This is a genomic window from Pedobacter folensis, assembly GCF_056490665.1.
On record NZ_JBWJIF010000001.1, the window covers coordinates 628,869 to 648,081 of the forward strand.

Annotated in this window: 16 protein-coding genes; 12 read left to right on the top strand and 4 right to left on the bottom strand. The window is 38.8% G+C overall.

Translation table 11 applies throughout. From position 1 onward, the window contains the following. Positions 1 to 352 precede the first annotated feature (352 nt). From mqnE to AC04QZ_RS02510, 4 genes are all read left to right on the top strand, one after another. Positions 353 to 1,546 carry an aminofutalosine synthase MqnE gene (gene mqnE, locus AC04QZ_RS02495; protein ID WP_478356438.1) on the top strand — a complete coding sequence of 398 codons (1,194 nt, stop codon included), beginning with the start codon at positions 353 to 355 and terminating at the stop codon, positions 1,544 to 1,546. Positions 1,547 to 1,649: 103 nt separating this feature from the next. After that, complete coding sequence (locus AC04QZ_RS02500; protein ID WP_478356439.1) at positions 1,650 to 2,276, top strand: histidine phosphatase family protein; 627 nt, start codon at positions 1,650 to 1,652, stop codon at positions 2,274 to 2,276. Between the two features lie 98 nt (positions 2,277 to 2,374). Further along, positions 2,375 to 3,103, top strand: coding sequence for a menaquinone biosynthetic enzyme MqnA/MqnD family protein (locus tag AC04QZ_RS02505; protein WP_478356440.1), 729 nt, complete (start codon positions 2,375 to 2,377; stop codon positions 3,101 to 3,103). Between the two features lie 14 nt (positions 3,104 to 3,117). Beyond that, positions 3,118 to 3,720, top strand: coding sequence for a hypothetical protein (locus AC04QZ_RS02510; RefSeq protein WP_478356441.1), 603 nt, complete (start codon positions 3,118 to 3,120; stop codon positions 3,718 to 3,720). 116 nt (positions 3,721 to 3,836) lie between these two features. Here AC04QZ_RS02510 and AC04QZ_RS02515 read toward each other — a convergent pair whose 3' ends face one another. Then, positions 3,837 to 4,151: an HPF/RaiA family ribosome-associated protein gene (locus AC04QZ_RS02515; RefSeq protein ID WP_478356442.1), complete on the bottom strand. Its 315-nt coding sequence runs from the start codon at positions 4,149 to 4,151 to the stop codon at positions 3,837 to 3,839. A gap of 639 nt (positions 4,152 to 4,790) precedes the next feature. On the opposite strand from AC04QZ_RS02515, the gene mutS reads away from it, so the two are divergent. From mutS to AC04QZ_RS02535, 4 genes are all read left to right on the top strand, one after another. Beyond that, a complete protein-coding gene (gene mutS, locus AC04QZ_RS02520) occupies positions 4,791 to 7,370 on the top strand; it encodes a DNA mismatch repair protein MutS (RefSeq protein ID WP_478356443.1) in 2,580 nt (859 codons plus the stop codon). Between the two features lie 170 nt (positions 7,371 to 7,540). After that, positions 7,541 to 8,065 carry a C40 family peptidase gene (locus AC04QZ_RS02525; RefSeq protein WP_086546065.1) on the top strand — a complete coding sequence of 175 codons (525 nt, stop codon included), beginning with the start codon at positions 7,541 to 7,543 and terminating at the stop codon, positions 8,063 to 8,065. Positions 8,066 to 8,220: 155 nt separating this feature from the next. Then, positions 8,221 to 8,688 carry a TlpA disulfide reductase family protein gene (locus tag AC04QZ_RS02530; RefSeq protein WP_086546066.1) on the top strand — a complete coding sequence of 156 codons (468 nt, stop codon included), beginning with the start codon at positions 8,221 to 8,223 and terminating at the stop codon, positions 8,686 to 8,688. A 6-nt stretch (positions 8,689 to 8,694) separates the two neighbouring features. Then, positions 8,695 to 9,300 carry a thioredoxin family protein gene (locus AC04QZ_RS02535; RefSeq protein WP_478356444.1) on the top strand — a complete coding sequence of 202 codons (606 nt, stop codon included), beginning with the start codon at positions 8,695 to 8,697 and terminating at the stop codon, positions 9,298 to 9,300. A gap of 54 nt (positions 9,301 to 9,354) precedes the next feature. On the opposite strand, the gene AC04QZ_RS02540 is transcribed toward AC04QZ_RS02535, so the two are convergent. Beyond that, positions 9,355 to 10,542, bottom strand: coding sequence for an acetyltransferase domain-containing protein (locus AC04QZ_RS02540; protein WP_478356445.1), 1,188 nt, complete (start codon positions 10,540 to 10,542; stop codon positions 9,355 to 9,357). Between the two features lie 286 nt (positions 10,543 to 10,828). Between AC04QZ_RS02540 and AC04QZ_RS02545 the strand changes: the two genes are divergently transcribed. The 3 genes from AC04QZ_RS02545 to AC04QZ_RS02555 all read left to right on the top strand — a co-directional run bounded on the left by AC04QZ_RS02545 (position 10,829) and on the right by AC04QZ_RS02555 (position 13,922). After that, on the top strand, positions 10,829 to 12,253 hold the full coding sequence (locus AC04QZ_RS02545; protein WP_478356446.1) for a glycoside hydrolase family 125 protein: 1,425 nt from the start codon (positions 10,829 to 10,831) through the stop codon (positions 12,251 to 12,253). A 270-nt stretch (positions 12,254 to 12,523) separates the two neighbouring features. Next, a complete protein-coding gene (locus tag AC04QZ_RS02550; protein ID WP_478356447.1) occupies positions 12,524 to 13,747 on the top strand; it encodes a GAF domain-containing sensor histidine kinase in 1,224 nt (407 codons plus the stop codon). Further along, positions 13,728 to 13,922 carry a hypothetical protein gene (locus tag AC04QZ_RS02555; RefSeq protein ID WP_478356448.1) on the top strand — a complete coding sequence of 65 codons (195 nt, stop codon included), beginning with the start codon at positions 13,728 to 13,730 and terminating at the stop codon, positions 13,920 to 13,922. Before AC04QZ_RS02550 ends, AC04QZ_RS02555 begins: the two co-directional genes overlap by 20 nt. Here AC04QZ_RS02555 and AC04QZ_RS02560 read toward each other — a convergent pair whose 3' ends face one another. Further along, entirely contained in the window at positions 13,923 to 14,276 is a 354-nt protein-coding gene (locus AC04QZ_RS02560) for a nuclear transport factor 2 family protein (RefSeq protein WP_086546072.1), read from the bottom strand. Positions 14,277 to 14,411: 135 nt separating this feature from the next. Further along, positions 14,412 to 16,637, bottom strand: a complete 2,226-nt coding sequence (locus tag AC04QZ_RS02565; protein WP_478356449.1) for a glycoside hydrolase family 95 protein — start codon at positions 16,635 to 16,637, stop codon at positions 14,412 to 14,414. Positions 16,638 to 16,902: 265 nt separating this feature from the next. Between AC04QZ_RS02565 and AC04QZ_RS02570 the strand changes: the two genes are divergently transcribed. Next, the gene (locus AC04QZ_RS02570; RefSeq protein WP_478356450.1) at positions 16,903 to 19,056 is read left to right on the top strand and encodes a GH92 family glycosyl hydrolase; all 2,154 of its coding nucleotides are present in this window, start codon (positions 16,903 to 16,905) and stop codon (positions 19,054 to 19,056) included. Positions 19,057 to 19,213: the final 157 nt, after the last annotated feature.

The following is a 19,213-nucleotide window of genomic DNA, read 5'->3' on the forward strand; positions in this document are numbered from 1 at the left end:
GAAACACGGATTTACACGGAGTCTCTTGGACTGTTTTATAGTAGGTTTTTAACCACAGATTAACACAGATATAAAATTAGAATCAGGTTTTGTCTTACATATCAGGCCGTCAAGCGGGGAAACATCAATTTATACTGGAGTTTGACAGTTATTTTTCTGTGCCTTCCGTGTTTCCGTGGCTGATATTATTAAGCTTAAGTGAGTTTTTAACTGGATACCCAATCAAAATCTGTGTTTATCTGTCCTGATCTATGGCTAATTATAGTAGTTGGTACCTGAAATCGCGGTTTGTTACAAGAAAATGATTTTCAAATCGCCTCATTATTGTATTTTTGTTCAAAATAAATCGGGAATGAATACAACTGAGCAAGTTGAAAAAATATTAGCTGATACCAATTTATCAACTGAATTACAAAACATAGCACACAAAGTTCTTCACGGAGAACGCATTACCTTTGACGAAGGCGTTTACCTCTACGAACATGCCGAACTGGGCTACCTGGGGATTCTGGCTAATTTTATCAGGGAGCAAAAACACGGTGATAAAACCTATTTCAACCGGAATTTCCATTTAGAACCGACCAATCTTTGTGTTTACGATTGCAAATTTTGCTCGTATTCCCGTTTAATCAAACAAAAAGAAGAGGGATGGGCTTTAACGATGGAGCAAATGCTCGATATCGTTAAAAAATATGATGGAGAACCGGTAACTGAAGTACATATTGTAGGTGGCGTACTTCCTCAATATGATGTGGCCTTTTATGCTGCCTTATTTACAGCAATTAAACAGCATCGTCCTGATTTACATGTGAAAGCATTAACTCCTGTGGAGTATCATTATATTTTTAAGAAAGCTAAAATCGATTACGCAACAGGTATGCGTTTGATGAAAGAAGCCGGATTAGAATCGATACCAGGTGGCGGAGCCGAAATTTTTCACCCTGAAATCAGGGAACAGATTGCTAAAGACAAATGTACGGGCCAGCAATGGTTGGATATACACGAAGAATGGCATAAACTAGGTATGCGCAGTAATGCCACCATGCTGTATGGCCATATCGAAAAATATTGGCATCGCGTAGATCACATGGAAAAACTACGTGAATTACAGGATCGCACAGGTGGTTTCCAGACTTTTATCCCTTTAAAATTCAGAAATCAGCATAACCAGATGAGCAACGTGCCAGAATCTTCAGTGATTGAAGATTTAAGGAATTATGCCATCGCCCGTATCTATATGGATAACTTCGATCATATTAAAGCCTATTGGGCCATGATTAGTCGCGAAACTGCGCAGTTATCCTTAAATTATGGTGTTGACGATATTGACGGTACTTTAGATGATACCACCAAAATATACTCGATGGCTGGTGCTGAAGAGCAAACACCCGCAATGAGCACCAAAGAACTGGTTAATTTAATAAAGCAGGTAGGCAGAAAAGCGATAGAACGCGATACTTTATATAATGTGGTGACCGATTTCGAGCATGTAGTTTTCGAAGAAGAAAAGAAACCGCAGTATTATAAGCTGCCAGTAGTGAATTAGGATTGTTATGAGGATAGGATTTAACAACTTTTCGCAAAATCCAGAAAATCAATAACTAAAAACGTTAACCCTGCAATCTTATAACCCTAAAAATCCCATTTTAATGGTCAAAGAAATATACATCATACGCCACGGCGAAACGGAACTTAACAGACAAGGCATAGTACAGGGCAGAGGTATAAATTCTGACTTAAATGATTTAGGCCGGGCACAGGCTGAAGCCTTTTATCAAACGTATAAAGACATCCCTTTTGATAAGATTTATACTTCCGATTTAAAACGTACCTGGCAAACTGTTCAAAAATTTATAGATGCTAAATTACCCTGGGAAAAACTTTCAGGCTTAGACGAGCTGGCCTGGGGCATTTGGGAAGGACAACCCAATACGGAACTTGCACGCGATGCTTTCCGTGAGATGTTACAAAGCTGGCAGGACGGAGATTATACGGCTCATTTCGAAGGTGGCGAAAGCGTTCAGGATGTTTACGAACGTTTAAAACAACCGATGGAAGTTTTAATGACCAGACCTGAAGAAAAAACAGTTTTACTGTGTATGCACGGCAGGGCAATGCGCGTTTTCTTATGTTTGTTACTAGGCAAACCATTAAGCGAAATGACTGAATTTCCACATCAGAATACCGTGCTTTATAAAGTGGGTTTTGAGGATGGAAAATTTACTGTTCTTGAATTTAACAGTGCCATTCATTTAGATGGTTTAATAATTGAATAACTTTCTCAGTTCGTCATCCTGAACTTGTTTCAGGATCTTTTAGCACAGATGCTGAAATAAATTCAGCATGACGGCAACAATTAAAAGTAAATAACACCTTGAATAAGATTAAAATATCGGCAGTTGCCTATACCAATACCAAAGCTTTTATCTACGGATTAACACATTCGGACATTATAAATAAAATCGATTTAAGTTTAGATATCCCTTCAGATTGCGCAGCCAAAGTGATTAACGGTCAGGTTGATATCGGCTTGATGCCAGTAGCGGCAATTCCTTTAGTTCCCAATGCCAATATTGTGGCCGATTATTGTATCGGAAGTGATGGAGGGGTGAACTCTGTATTCATTTTTAGTGAAGTTCCGGCCCAGGAAATTAAAACGGTCAGATTGGATAGCCACTCGCGTACATCAAACAATTTGGCTAAAGTATTGCTTAAGTTCCACTGGAAAAAGGAAGTGGAGTTTACGACTGATCCTACTGCAAAAACGGATGCTTTTGTTTTAATCGGCGATAGAACCTTTGGTAAAAAAGACGATTTCGCTTATGCCTACGATATGGGTGAGGAATGGAAAAACTTTACCGGATTGCCTTTTATGTATGCGGCCTGGGTAGCCAATAAAGAAATCTCACAAGAATTTAAGGCCGAATTTAATGCGGCTTTAAAATTTGGACTAGAGCATAGAAAAGACGTTTTACAGGAATTACCTGAAGTGCAGAATTTCGATCTGGAAGATTATTTATACCACCGGCTTCAATTTGATGTTACGGATGACAGAAGGAAAGCTTTAAAATTGTTTTTGGGATATATTGAGGAATTACATTAAAGCGAAGTTACAAGGTGATTGAACGAATCAAAAGGAAGAAATGCCTTACAGCATATCCGATATTTCCGCAAAGAAATTATAATGGGGAAATTGAAGATTACGATTATTTCTATCCGGAAACCTTCGCCAATTATATTCTAACTATCACATCAAAAACTAGTAAAAAACATGTTAAGGCATTAGGAGAAGAACTTAATCATCTTTTAAAGGGTTTAAAATCAGATTGTTTTATATTCTTGGGAGATGAGAAGTTAGCATGGAGATTTCGAGCAGGAAAATATAAAAACTTTAAAAAAGGGATGCAATTTCTTGAAAATGAAGGTATAGGTAAGGATTTTAAAGGAGGCTTAATCATAAATAAGCAAAATTTGCCTCAGTTCATTAAACATCTTGCTGATCTGGTGGGAACAAATGGAATTGTTCAATATGTTTATTTTACCGACAAATCTCAAAGTGTACTCGGTTCAATTTGCAAAGAAGGTAACCTTCACATAAGTACAATGAATGAGGAAAGCGATGAAACATTAAAAAAAGTTTTACTCAGTACTAAATTTAAATTTTTAAATGGAAAATGTTATAATCAATTTAGTAATAAAGGAGGGCGACCAACATTATAATAAAAAAGCAATCTAGTCAGATTGCTTTTTTATTATAAAAGTATTTTGTTTAATAGACCCTGAACTAAATTACCTTTGGTGAGTTCTCTAGGACTCTGTTCAGGGTGACGAACGGATTAATGCGCTTTCATTTTTCCAGCCACTTTTTCCAATGTACTTTTTAACTTCGTTAAAGCGCCTGTAATGGCTAAATCGTAAGTATTACCCATATTGGTCACGGCAATGGGATCTTTTCCGGTAATTCTGGCTTCTAATAAACATCTTTTATCATCTAAGCCATCTTTACTGCCATTTTCATCTGATAAATGGACCTCCAGACGTGTAATTAAATCGCTATATCTGCTCAAACCTTCATTTAACTGCGTTTGAATTTTTTCATCGTATTCCTGGTGGATAGTTAAGCTTTTGTCGGTATTCAGTTGGATCGTCATAATTAAAATATTAGTTGTAAATTATATAAGATTAACACACAACTTCGGGAAACGTTTTGAATTAGGGTTAATTGTTGATAATATGGTTAACTGTTTAAACTGTAAAAAGGGTTAATTGTTGAAGCAAGAAAATTATTATGCAACCGGGTAACAGACCATTGTATCTAAACCTGATAGGAGCGAGCACGAGTGTAACGAAGTAAAGCGGATAGCAGGACTACAAGATCCGAAATGCACAGCACCCTTCATTTTCTAGACCTAGTTAACTGTTTAAACTGTAAAAAGGGTTAACTGTTGAAGCAAGAAAATTATTATGCAACCGGGTAACAGGCCATTGTACCTAAACCTGATGGGAGCGAACACGAGTGTAACGAAGTAAAGCGGATAGCAGGACTACACATCCCGAAATGCACAGCACCCTTCATTTTCTAATCCTGGTTAATTATTTAAATTGATGCACAACTATGCCAACCAATAACCGATTCGATGCGTTACTCGTTTAAGCAAAACGACCAAGCTTGCTAACAATCTTTTAACTTTTCAACAAAACAGCTGTAAAATGCTTATTCGTGTTATCTTTATGGCTTTTGTAAATTAATTTCAGTTTTGGCTAAAGACACGAATAAAGAAACCCCGTTAATGCAGCAATACAACGCGATTAAAGCGAAGTATCCGGGCGCACTTTTACTATTTAGGGTTGGCGATTTTTATGAAACCTTTGGCGAAGATGCCATTAAAACGGCACAGATTTTAGGCATCGTATTAACCAGAAGAGGTACCGGCCCTAATGGCGGTGCTTTAGAACTGGCTGGCTTTCCGCATCATTCTTTGGATAACTACTTATCTAAACTGGTGAGGGCAGGACAACGCGTGGCCATTTGCGATCAGCTCGAAGATCCTAAAACTACAAAAACCATTGTTAAACGTGGTGTAACAGAATTGGTTACGCCTGGAGTAGCTTATGGTGATAATATTGTAAACCAAAAATCGAACAATTTCCTAGCCTGTGTTTTTTTTGATAAAACACAACTGGGGGTTTCATTTTTAGATATATCAACAGGTGAATTTCTGATTGCACAAGGTAACAGCGATTATATTGATAAACTTTTGCAGGGCTTTAAGCCAACAGAGGTTATTTTTCAGAAATCGAAACGCCAGGCCTTTACCGAGAATTTCGGCGATCGTTTTTACACCTTTGGTTTAGACGAATGGCCTTTTACAAGCGATTTCGGAAACGAAACGCTTATGAAACACTTCGAGGTTTCTTCGTTAAAAGGTTTTGGTGTTGAACGGTTGCAGAGCGGAATTGTAGCGGCAGGTGTAATTTTACACTATCTGGGCGAAACCGAGCATCGTAATCTTCAGCATATCAGTTCAATAGGCCGTATTGAAGAAGACCGCTACATGTGGTTAGACCGCTTTACGATCCGTAACCTGGAGCTGGTAAATTCGCCGAACGACAACGCCGTAACCTTGTTCGATATTCTGGATCATACCTGTACGCCAATGGGTGCACGTTTGTTGCAGAAGTGGATCATCATGCCATTAAAAGAACTTAAACCAATCCAGGAACGTCTTGGTATGGTGGAGTATTTTGTAAAACATGAGGAACTACAAGGGGAATTTTTAAGTAACATTAAACAGATTGGCGATTTAGAACGACTGATTTCTAAAGTTGGTCTGCAACGTGTTGGTCCGAGAGAATTGGTGGCGCTAAAACGTGCACTTTACCATATAGAGGCGGTTAAAAAACTGGCTGCCGATTCTAAAAATCCTTTCCTGATTAAAATAGCGGATCAGTTGAATCCATGTTTGGGCATTAGGGAAAGAATTGAAAGGGAATTACAGCCTGAGCCACCGGCATTGCTGATTAAAGGAAATGTAATTGCCGACGGCATTGATGAAGATTTAGACCGCTTACGTAAAATTGCTTTTGGTGGTAAGGATTACCTGGTACAGATACAAAAACGAGAAGCAGAAGCAACCGGAATTCCATCTTTAAAAATTGCCTTCAATAACGTTTTTGGTTACTATTTAGAGGTTACACATACCCACAAAGATAAAGTGCCGGCAGGCTGGATCCGTAAACAAACGCTGGTAAATGCCGAGCGTTACATTACACCGGAGCTTAAAGAATACGAAGATCAAATTTTAGGTGCAGAGGAAAAGATACAAGCCATTGAAATCCGCCTGTATAATGAACTGATGTACGAAACAGCCAGTTACATTAAACCGATCCAACTCGATTCATTTTTAATTGCCCAATTGGATTGTTTATTGTGTTTCGCACAATTGGCCGCTAAAAATCATTATAACAAACCTAAGGTTACCGAAAATAAGGTGCTTGACATTAAAGGTGGCCGTCACCCGATAATTGAGAAACAATTGCCTGTTGGGCAGGAGTACATTACTAATGATGTGTATCTGGATACCGACAGTCAGCAGATTATTATGATTACCGGCCCCAACATGGCGGGTAAGTCGGCTATTTTAAGACAAACCGCGCTGATTGTATTGATGGCACAAATGGGCTCTTTTGTTCCGGCTAAAGATGCTGAAGTAGGTATTGTAGACAAGATATTTACCCGCGTAGGGGCATCTGATAATATTTCTTCAGGAGAAAGTACATTCATGGTCGAAATGAATGAAACGGCCAGTATTTTGAATAATATTTCGGATGATAGTTTGATTTTACTCGATGAAATTGGTCGCGGAACGAGTACTTATGATGGTATTTCAATCGCCTGGGCCATTGCAGAATTTTTACACCAGCACCCAACCGCGCGACCAAAAACATTGTTTGCCACGCACTACCATGAGCTAAACGAACTGGCCAATACCATGCCGCGCATCAAAAACTTTAATGTATCGGTAAAAGAAATGACCAATAAGGTGATCTTTTTACGGAAACTGGTTCCTGGTGGCAGTGAACATAGTTTTGGTATACACGTAGCGAAAATGGCGGGGATGCCAACCAAATTAATTGGTCGTGCGAATGAGATCCTGAAAAAACTGGAAATAGACAGAACCGAGGGACAAAGCATTAAAGACAGTATTAAAAAAGTGCAGAACCAGGCTTATCAGTTACAGATGTTTGCCATCGATGATCCTGTTCTGGTGAAAATCCGTGATACACTGAATAATCTGGATGTAAATGCGTTAACACCAGTAGAGGCTTTGCTTAAATTGGACGAAATACAGCGATTGATTAAGAATTAGGAAAGGTTAGAGATTTAGGGTGTAAGGCTGAAGTTAGGTTTAAGGCTTAAGGCTAGGTATCTCAAGACCAAAAATATTGAAGCCTTTGAAATAATATTAAAATCTAAGCCTTACACTGAAAAATAAGCTTAATATAAGAATAACAATTTAGTGACCATAAAATTGACACGATGGAAATAACCTTAAACCTTCCACCTTATGCCTTACGCCTCAAAAATATTTTTTACTTAATAACACTCATAGTTTTTCTTTCGTCATGCGGTAGCCGGAAATACACCGTTAAAAGTGACACGAAAGCTTCAAAGGCGGCTGATGCGATGGCAAATTTACAAAGCAAACCACTTTATCGTTTCATTACCGACTGGACAGGTGTTAAATACCGTTTTGGTGGTTTAGATAAAGGCGGAATTGACTGTTCTGGTTTTGCTTTTTTATTGGAGAAAGAAATTTATGGGGTTACACTTCCGCGTATTTCACGCGAGCAGGCCAATGTGGTGAGGCGTAAAAGTATCGATAATTTAAAGGAAGGGGATTTGGTGTTTTTCTCTTTTGGCGGCAATGATGTAGATCACGTAGGCGTATACCTCAACAATGGTTTTTTTGTGCATGCCAGCACGACCAGAGGGGTAATTGTTGATGATTTAACTTTACCTGCCTACCAAAGGGTATTGGTAAAATCGGGATCGGTGAATTAGTTAATTCCTATACTTGTCGTCATGCTGAACTTGTTTCAGCATCTTATTAGTGAAAATGAATTACGATGAGTATTATTCTTTAAAGACCCTGAAACAAGTTCAGGGTGACGGACATTAAAAATAAAACAATCTTCACCAAACTTCGTTATTCATTTATGCGTATATTTTTCATAATCTGCTTATCTTTAATTACTTATTCTGTTAGTGCGCAGGTGAAATTGCTCAAACTGGATGATCTGGATAAACGTATGGCCAATGGAAAAGATACAACCTATGTGATCAATTTCTGGGCAACCTGGTGCGGGCCATGTGTGGCAGAGTTGCCGAATTTCGAGAAATTGCGTTTAGCCAATTTAAAAAAGCCGGTTAAAGTGCTTTTGGTGAGTTTAGATTTTAAATCAAAATTGCAAAAGGAAGTGATTCCATTTGTATTGAACAATAAAATTAATGCGGAGGTATTTCTTTTAAATGAACCGGATCAGCAACAGTATATTGAACGGGTCGACAAAAAATGGTCTGGTGCTATTCCTGCTACACTGTTTGTAAACAAGAAAAGCAGGCATTTTTACGAAAAGGAATTTACAGAGACTGAACTGAAAAATACTTTGTTAAACTTAAAATAGATCGTTATGAAAAGATTAATTTTAATGGCTTTTATGCTGATCTCGGGATTCGCATTTGCACAGACTGAAGGTTATAAAGTGGGTGATGTAGTTAAAGATTTCTCGCTTAAAAACGTAAACAACAAAATGGTTGCCCTGGCCGATTACAAGGATGCAAAGGGTTATATTGTTGTTTTTACCTGTAATACTTGCCCGGTAGCAAAAGCTTATCAAGACCGTATCTCGGCCTTAAATGCAACTTACGCCGCAAAGGGTTATCCGGTGGTGGCCATTAATCCAAACGATGCTGGAGCTGTTCCTGATGAAAGCTTCCAGAAAATGCAGGCACTAGCATCAGAAAAGAAATTAAATTTCCCTTATCTTTTAGATCCAGACCATGTCGTAACCAAACAGTTTGGTGCAACCAGAACGCCACATGTTTTTGTGCTGAACAAAACCGACAAAGGAAATGTTGTGGAATACATTGGCGCTATCGACAATGATCCGGAAGAAGCAAACAGCACCAAAGTAGAGTATGTTAAAAATGCAGTAAACGAATTATCAATTGGTAAAAAGCCTGCAATTGCATCAACTAAAGCTGTTGGCTGTGGTATAAAATGGAAAAAAGGTTAAACAAAAACATGACAACATCGGAGGTGAAATCGCCTTTAGGATGCCCTCTTTGTTTTAAATATAGCTTAACCACCATTGCCGGTGTTTTTCTTTATACAGTTTAAACCATCTGCAGGGGAGATACAGAGAGGCTACCACACAAATCCATATCAAATAAACTATTGGTAAACTAAAGCCAAATGCTGCTGGTCTAAATAAAAACGGAACCTGTATGATTTCTTTGGTGTGATGCCCTGTGGCAAAAAACACCACGATTAACAGGGTATGCAACAGATAAAAATGCAGTACATAGTAAAAGAAAGGCACAGCCCCATACACAGAAGTTATCCTGGTAAACCGGTTGCTTAGGTTTTCGGTGAAAGCCAAAAACAGCATCGCCGGACCTAAAGTCATGGCCGTATATTGTAAGGAAGGTGGATATTTGCTTACATTAAAAAAGGCGAGTAGATTCTTAAAAAAGTCGTGATACTCTTTTCGCGGTGCGGGATCTCCATAGATATTGATCAACCTCAGGGAGATAAATACAAATATAGTGAGCAAACCTATAATTAATAAATTGCGCTGTCTGCGCTCAGCAACGTAACCTTTTTTATACCAAGCACCAATTCCATAGCCTACAAACATTACACCCGTCCACGGAAGGATGGCATAAAATACCCCAACCAAATGATTGGCAGAAAGCGGTACCACAGTGCCTGACGCAGTGAAAAATACCTTTAAGATCAAACCACCATTTTGGTCTGTTGGCGCAGGGAATAAATTAAAAAGATTATGTCCGAAAACCAATATCAGGCCGGTTATGAGCACGGTTTTATACGAAATGCGACTGGCCAATGCCAGAAATACCATACTACTGCCAATCGCCCAGATGACCTGTAGAATAATGAAATTGTACGATGGATTAAAGGTTAATCCAAATGTGATCACCACAATTTCGATCAATATTAGCCATAAACCCCGTTTTAATAAAAAAGAACTTGCCTGTGCCGGTGTTTTGCGCTGTGCCGATAAATAAGCTGATAAGCCTGATAAGAAAACAAAGGTTGGGGCACAAAAATGTGTAATCCAACGGGTGAAAAACAACATGCCTGTAGTGGTATCAGGATTTAAGGGGTCACCGGTCATGGCACCGATATGAAAGAAATCTCTCGTATGATCCAGCGCCATAATAATCATTACTAATCCGCGTAATATATCGATAGATAAAATGCGTTTAGATAAAGTTACGGTATCAGCATTCATAACAATAGGTTTGGTTATTTAAATATACTCATTCAAAATTATTTTTACTCACTTAATTATTACCTTTAGCCTCGTCAGGATCCTATCCGAGTCTGTTTCTGTGTGTTGTAGAGGAAAATCGATTTAGGAATGGTTTAATTGACTATAATGATTTTGATGTTCGAAAAATTATAATAATATTTGTTAAGCGCTAACCGAATAATATCTTACCACTACTATTATCATCATCGATAATGGATAGATTTCGTTTAGTAGAAATTAAACCAAAATATCATAAACCATCATAATGAAAAGAAGAACATTTATACAAAACACAGGTTTGTTAGGGGCTGGAGTTGTCGCATCGAAATTTTCTTTTGCCGCTAATCTTGCACCAGAATTTCCTGTGGTACGTGTAGCTGCCGCAAAACGACACTTTCAAAGTAAAGCCGTAGATGCTGCCATTAAAACTTTCCAGGCAAACGTTAAAAATCCCGAATTGGCCTGGCTGTTCGAAAACTGTTTTCCCAATACTTTAGATACTACAGTTTACCATTCAGAAAAAGATGGCCGACCAGATACTTATGTCATTACCGGTGATATTGATGCCATGTGGTTACGCGATAGTTCGGCGCAGGTTTGGCCATATCTTCAGTTTGTAAACGAAGATGAACCGCTTAAAAAATTAATAGCCGGCGTAATTATCCACCAAACTAAATGTATTTTAAAAGATCCTTATGCAAATGCTTTTTATGGTGATCCGACCAAAGTAGGTGAGTGGAAAACAGATAAAACGGCCATGCAGCCCGGAGTGCACGAACGCAAATGGGAAATAGATTCTTTATGTTATCCCATCCGCCTGGCTTACCATTACTGGAAAAAAACAGGTGATAAAACACCTTTTGATGCCAGTTGGAAAAAAGGAATTGAAGCCACTTTAAAAACATTCAAAGAACAACAGCGAAAAGCGGATAAAGGACCCTATCATTTTCAGCGGGAAACAACTCAACCGACAGATTCACTACCCATGGCCGGTTACGGTTTTCCGGTAAATCCGGTGGGCTTAATCTGCTCCGCATTTCGTCCGAGTGATGATGCCACCATTTTCTCTTTCCTGGTTCCATCTAACTTTTTTGCGGTATCGAGCTTAAAACAGGCCGCAGAAATGATTAAAGCCTTACAAAGTGATCAGGCTTTGGAAAGTAGTTTGTTAAACATGGCTGATGAAGTGAGCGCTGCGCTACAGAAACATGCAATCGTTAATCATCCGAAATATGGTAAAATTTATGCCTTTGAGGTAGATGGTTTTGGAAGTTCTTATCTGATGGACGATTCTAATGTACCAAGCTTGCTGGGTTTACCTTATTTAGGTGCGATGAAAATTGAAGATCCCATTTATCAAAATACACGGAAATTTGCACTTTCTAAAGATAATCCATATTTCTTTAAAGGTACAGCTGCAGAGGGAATTGGTGGACCGCACGCTGGTCAGGATATGATCTGGCCAATGAGTATCACCATGCGTGCCTTAACCTCAAAAGATGATGCTGAGATTAAATCTTGTATCGATATGTTACGTAAAACACATGCTGGTAAAGGTTTTATGCACGAATCTTTTCATAAAGATAATCCTGCGAACTTTACAAGGGCATGGTTCGCCTGGTCGAACACCTTATTTGGTGAGTTGCTTTGGAGAACCTACCACGAAAAACCAGCTTTGCTAAAAGCCTAATACAAGCCACCGTATTGATTGGGGTTTGTGATTGATTTTGATATTCAGTTCAATGCCTGATCAATACGGTTTTGTTTTGTCTTACCTTATCTCCAGGATAAGGTGCACGGGGACTGTACAACGCACTACCTGTTTACATGATGTTGCACAATTTGACGGTAATTACAGGGGATTTATACGCCATTCGGGAATAAATTGATCAATGTGTGTAAAAGCTATGTTATAACGCTAAATTCTATCCTTTGCCTGTAATAAATATTTGTAAATTGCTTGAAATTATTCCCTTTAGCATTGCAAAATTTTAGTAAAACCATCCTGGAAGATATTGAATCTATAAATCAGATTCCTGCTGTTGCGCATATCTTAGAAATTGTTTGTAGAACCACAGGTATGGGGTTTTCGGCAGTGGCCAGGGTAACATCAGATAGCTGGGTAGCCTGTGCCATTCATGATGAAATAAATTTCGGATTAAGCGTGGGGGGCGAACTCAAACTGGAAACAACCATTTGTAACGAGATCAGGCAGCATAAAAATGCCGTTATCATTGATCACGTGGATGAAGATCCTGATTTTGCACAGCATCATACACCATTGATGTATGGCTTTCAGAGCTACATCTCGGTGCCCATTACGTTAAAGAATGGTGAGTTTTTCGGTACGCTTTGTGCCATAGATCCTAAACCGGCCAAGCTGAAAAATCCGACCGTAACTGGTATGTTTACCATGTTTGCCGATTTAATAGCCTTTCATTTAGATGCACTGGAAGAACTGGCTAACAAGGAGCGGGAGTTAAAAAAAGAACAGGAAATAGCTGTTTTAAGAGATCAGTTTATTGCTATTCTGGGTCATGATTTACGAAATCCGTTAAATGCCATTTCGAACAGTGCACAACTTTTATCGCGTTTGAATTTAGATGAACGCAGTGGGCGTATCACTAAAATTATTAAAGATTCATCTTTCAGAATGAATGGTTTGATTGAGAATATGCTCGATTTTGCCAGTGGACGTTTGGGCGAGGGCATTACCATCAGCAAAACACCAGACGAAGATTTAGAGAAGTTGCTGCTCCAGGTGGTAGAAGAGTTACAGGCCATTTGGCCATCGAGGGATATCAAGCTAAATTTTGATCTTGCTTATCCTGTTCATGCAGATGGAAAGCGACTGGCACAGCTTTTTTCTAATTTATTAGGCAATGCTTTAAATTATTCTCCATCAGATTCTACAGTCGAAATCAGTGCTTTCAGTACCGAAACAGAATTTAATCTTTGCGTAACCAATGAGGGTAAACAAATTCCGGCTGTTGCCATGGACAGGTTATTTCAGCCTTTTTCCAGGGGTGAAGTAGAACCCAATCAAAAAGGCCTTGGTCTGGGTTTATATATTGCATCAGAAATTGCCAATGCCCATAATGGAACACTCAAGGTATCTTCTACGCCTCAAAACACCTGTTTCACCTTGCACTTACCTTCTAGTGATGATAACAATAAACGATAACCTGCCTACCTCTACACTTTTAGAACTGAAAGTAGGCGATAAGATTACAGACGGGAATACTCAATCTGGTACCATAAAAAATATCGAGATCAGTGAAACGGATGAATTTTTAATGTTTATTTTTCAGTTGGAAAAACAGCACCTTACCGTGAAGAAACTCAAACAGGTTTGCTAATTATAAAATGGGCCTCGGATCGAATATAACCTGAAAGGACTTAATTTTTTCGTTGGCTAACTGGTACCAGCCACAGGCATATATCGTGCTTTTACCCATGTTAATATCGTACCATAAACAAACATCCTCCTGATCTAAAAATACTTTTTTAACATCGTATTTGAATTTCATTTTCTTCATGTCGTCGATATAAATATCAGCGCCGTTTCTTTCCCCCATAACGCCTTTAAAAGTCATATCATCATGTAGTTGTGCCCTGGCCACCTCAAAATTTTCGGTGTTTAAGGCATTGATAAAATCAAGTACAACAACCTTTGCATTATGCTCGGTTAATAGTTTATCGGATGTGCTCATAACAAAATCTATTTACCATTAAACGAAAGTCAGAACCAAAATGTTTGGAAGGAAGTGACTTGGTGAGTAACAAATGAACATTTAAATAAAAAGAGTCGTCATTGCTGAAAAAGCCTTCATGCAATGACGACTATGCTATCCTTCAAAACTATATACTTTTCCAGGCTGTGTTTTAAAACTGTATTTAAAGTCCTTTCCTGATTTTTCTTCTTCGATAGCCTTAAGCTTACGCTTTAACGCATTTGGAGATCTCACGATACAATCTTCGCCTGATAATGATTTGATCGACAGCTTTGTAATTTTACCATCTTTCCATTGCAGGTCTGTAATTTCAAAGTTACCTCTGGCTCTTAGGCCTTGAATACTTCCCGTTGACCATTGATCAGGTAGGGCCGGTAAAAATTGTAGCTCACCTGCCTGGCTTTGCAATAACATTTCTGAAACGCCTGCTGTGTAGCCAAAATTTCCATCAATCTGAAAGGGGGGATGTGCACAGAAAAGATTGGCGTAAATGCCTCCGCCTTTATTATAATCGGTGCCCGAGCCACCCACTGGCGTAATAAAGTTCTGCAATATTTTATAGGCATGATTACCATCCTGCAGCCTGGCCCAAAAATTAATTTTCCAGGCCATAGACCATCCTGTTGATTCATCACCTCGGGCTGTTAAAGTTACCTTAGCGGCTTTTGCAAGCTCAGGCGTTTTAATGGTACTGATTTCTCTGCCAGGATGCAGGCCAAAAAGATGCGAAATGTGTCTGTGTTGGTCTTTGGGGTCGTCGCGGTCGGTTTCCCATTCCTGTAATTGTCCCCATTTACCAATTTTTGGTTTTAATAAATGAGCTTTAAGATCTGCAATGTGTTTTTTATAATCACTATCGATGCCTAAAATTTCAGCTGCTTCTATATAATTCGTAAATAAATCGTAAACAATCTGCTGATCGTGTGTTACGCCATCTTCAGTCGGGCCATGTTCTGGTGACCAGCCTAATGGCGATACCAAAGTGCCATCTGCTCTTCTTTTTAAGTGGTCATCCCAAAACTCGGATATCTCTTTGATAATGGGGTAGGCGAAATTTTTTAAATAATCTTTATCCCTGGTAAAAGAATAGTGCTCCCACAACGCCTGTGCATACCAGGCACTTCCAGGTGTATTCCATAAAAAACTCATTCCACCGAAAATATTGTTTTCTGTTTTTACGGTCCAGCCACGGGTATTTGGATATTTCTGGCGTGTAGTGATGGCACTTACCTCGCGCATGCTGTTTATATAATCCAGATATGGGATATGACATTCTGAAAGGTTGGTTGGTTCTGCCAGCCAATAATTCATCTGGATATTGATGTTAGAGTGGTAATCGCTGCCCCATGGTGGAGTATTGCTCTCATTCCAAAGTCCTTGCAGATTGGCTGGTAAACCTCCCTTTCTTGAGGAGCTGATTAAAAGATATCTGCCATATTGAAAAATTAAAGCTTCTAAGGCTGGGTCAGGCGTCTTTTTGTAATTGATTAACCTTTGGTAAGTTGGTAAACTATTGTTTTTTAGATCATTCTGACCCAAATTAATAGCCAAGCGGTTGAATAATTGCTTGTAGTCATCAACATGTGCTTTTAATAGATTTGAATAGGATTTTGTAGCGCTTTGTTTCAGTATACGATCGATTTTTGAAGCCGGTTCTTCTCCTTTCCAGTTTTCACTGCGTTTATTACTGTAATTAGTAGCAGCGGTGAAAAGGATAGTTATGGCATCGGCATGATCGATTTTTAATTTTTCACCATCATCATCTTTAACCGTATGGCTGCTACCATTCTCAATTTTAACCAAAGCAGTCGCCTGATAAGGCATTCCATTAGATAATTTGCCTGTAAATTGGATGGTATTCCCGCTAACGGTGATATTGCCCTGATGTGCATTTTTTAATCTTATGGTGGCAGAATACGACTTTTTCTGATTAGCAGTGAACCTTAAAACCATTACTTTGTCCGGAAAGCTGCAAAAATATTCACGTTTATAGCTGGTTCCATTTTGGGTGTAATTGATGGAATGGATGGCATCAGCAAGATTTAATTGACGTGTATAGTTACTGAAATTTTGTTCTTTATTGTCGAAGTCAATCCAGATATCTCCAAAAGCCTGGTACATACCCCGGTCATTTTCATCTCCTGTCCAGAGGGTGTTATCGTTAAACTGAATATGCTCCTGATTAACACCACCGAAAATCATACCCCCAATGCGGCCATTTCCAATAGGGTAGGCTTCAGTCATCCATTTGCTTGCTGGTTTGTTGTCCCAAAGCAATAGAGGCGTGGTTTCTTTGTTTTGAGCGAAAATAGGTGTGGAAAAGCTAAAGGCTAAAAACAAGATTAGCGTGCAGCGAATAGCTTGCTTGCAATTAAAAAACATGTCGGTTATTTGATTAGTGTGTAGTCAAATATATAGATTATCAAACGATTGTGCTATGCGCTAAGCAGGCGAATGCTTATCGATTATTGGCATACTATTCAGTTATTTAAGCATGTGATGAGGTGCACCAGCATATTTTTTTTGGTAACTATTGTGATAGCTTAGATTGGATTTTAACAGATTTTATATATTTGGTATCACACACTAAAACGTTTTATGTAAAATGAAATCGCTAACCAAATTTTTATCCCTAATCCTTTTTTTGAACCTAATGGGCATTCAAAATGTTCAAAGTCAGACGAAAGGCTCTTTTACGAAATATGTAAATACTTTTATCGGAACTGCTCCCTTAACTGACCCTAAAATTTTAGATTATGAGTTACCGCAGGGTTGGCGATCGTGGGCAGGTTTAACTTTTCCAGGCAGCTCATTGCCTAATGCGATGGTGCAATTAAGTCCGATTACCGAATTTGGATCTGGTGCCGGATATGAATATGAAGATGATACCATTTATGGCTTTGCGCACACCAATAAAGGGCATTGGAATTTATGTAATATTCCCGTTTTGCCATTATCCAATGCCACTGGTAGGTTCGGATCGAAGTTTTCGCACAAAAATGAAAGTTCGGCACCAGGTTTTTATCAGGTTTATCTTGATGACTATCAGGTAAATGTAAAGCTGACTTCGACTTTAAGGGGTGGATTCCATCAGTATGAATATAAAAATTCCAATAATAGACAGATTCTTTTTGACATGGGAAAAGCCAATAGCAGGGTTTCTACCTGGAATATCGAACAAGTGGGCACTTCTGCCATACAAGGCTTTCAGGGAGGAGAGAATATTTACTTCTACGCCACGGTAAACGCCAGGATTGAAAAACTGGATCAGACGGATGCAGGTAAACGCTCAGGTTTTGCCATTATCCATTTGGCCGATGGCGGGGCGGAACCTGTAGAACTTAAAATCGGTTTATCGTTTGTGAGTATGGCCAATGCCAAAGAAAACCTGGAACAAGAAATCGGCAATAAAACTTTTACACAGATTCGTAATGAAGCTACTGCAAAATGGGAAGCTCTTTTATCGACCATACAAGTAAAAGGAGGTACCGATAAGCAGAAACAAATGTTATACTCTTGTTTGTACCGTTCTTTTTTATGGCCAGCTTTACGCAGTGATGTAAACGGCGAATTTAAAGATGCAAAGCACAACGTAATAAAGGGCAATTTTAATTATTATACCGAACCTTCACTTTGGGATACCTATCGCAATAAGGACGTGCTGTTGGGCTTAATTACGCCAAAAGTTACATTAGATGTAATTAAATCGATGAAAGATGTAGGCGATAAAACTGGTTTCATCCCGACGTTTTTTCACGGCGACCATGGTGCGTCTTCTATTGCAGGCGCTTATTTGAGGGGGATAAATGATTTTGATATTAAAGGCACTTACCAGATTTTATTGCGTAATGCCAATGTAGATGGTGGTGCCCGTCCCTTTGTGAAAGAATATATCGAAAAGGGTTATATTTCAGATCCTGATGTCAAAAATCCACATGTTGAAACCAAAGCTAAAGCGGGTGTTTCTAAAACACTCGAATATGCTTATGATGACTATTCTCTGGCGCAAATCGCTAAAAAACTAGGCGATAGCAGCAATTATCGGATTTTAATGACCCGATCAAAGAACTATAAAAATATGTTCGATCCCACTACGCGATTCATGAGGGGCAGATTAGAGAACGGCGACTGGATTAAACCTTTTAATCCGCAATATCCTTATTACGAATATATGTACAGAGAAGCCAATGCCTGGCAGGTTTCGTTTTATGCCCCTCATGATATGACAGGTTTAATTGAACTATATGGCGGTGCAAAAGGTTTCGAATCCAAGTTAGATTCTTTGTTTACTTTACCCTGGAATCCGAAATATATTGCCCGGAATGTAGAAACCATGATTGGTCAGTACTGCCAGGGAAACCAGCCCGATCATGAAGCGCCCTTTGCTTATACTTTTATCGGAAAACCAGAAAAATCACAAAAAATCATCGATAAAATCCTGAATGAACTATATGGCATAGGCGACGATGGTTTGGCACTTTCGGGAATGGATGATGCCGGTGAAATGTCTGCCTGGTATGTATTCAGTTCTTTAGGTTTGTATCCATTTTCTGCAACTGATGCTGAATATTTGGTTACCGCTCCACTTTTTGATGAAGTTAAATGGAAAACCAGTACAGGGAAATTGTTAACAATAAGCAAACCTAATAAGGGAAGGGGCATTACCAATATTAAAGTGGACGGAAAGACAAATAATGGATATTTTATTTCTCACGATTTATTTAAGAACGGAGGGAAGGTAGAAATTGGCACTAAATAGGATTAACCATGACCAAATATTAATCAATGTTAATCCATGCAATGGGGAAATGGTGCGTCTGGTTATCTGTTATTCATTTAAAACCTGAATGAATATGTTAAATGAACATTCAGGTTTCAACACAGGTGATGGAGTAGCAATTAACTTTACAACGGTA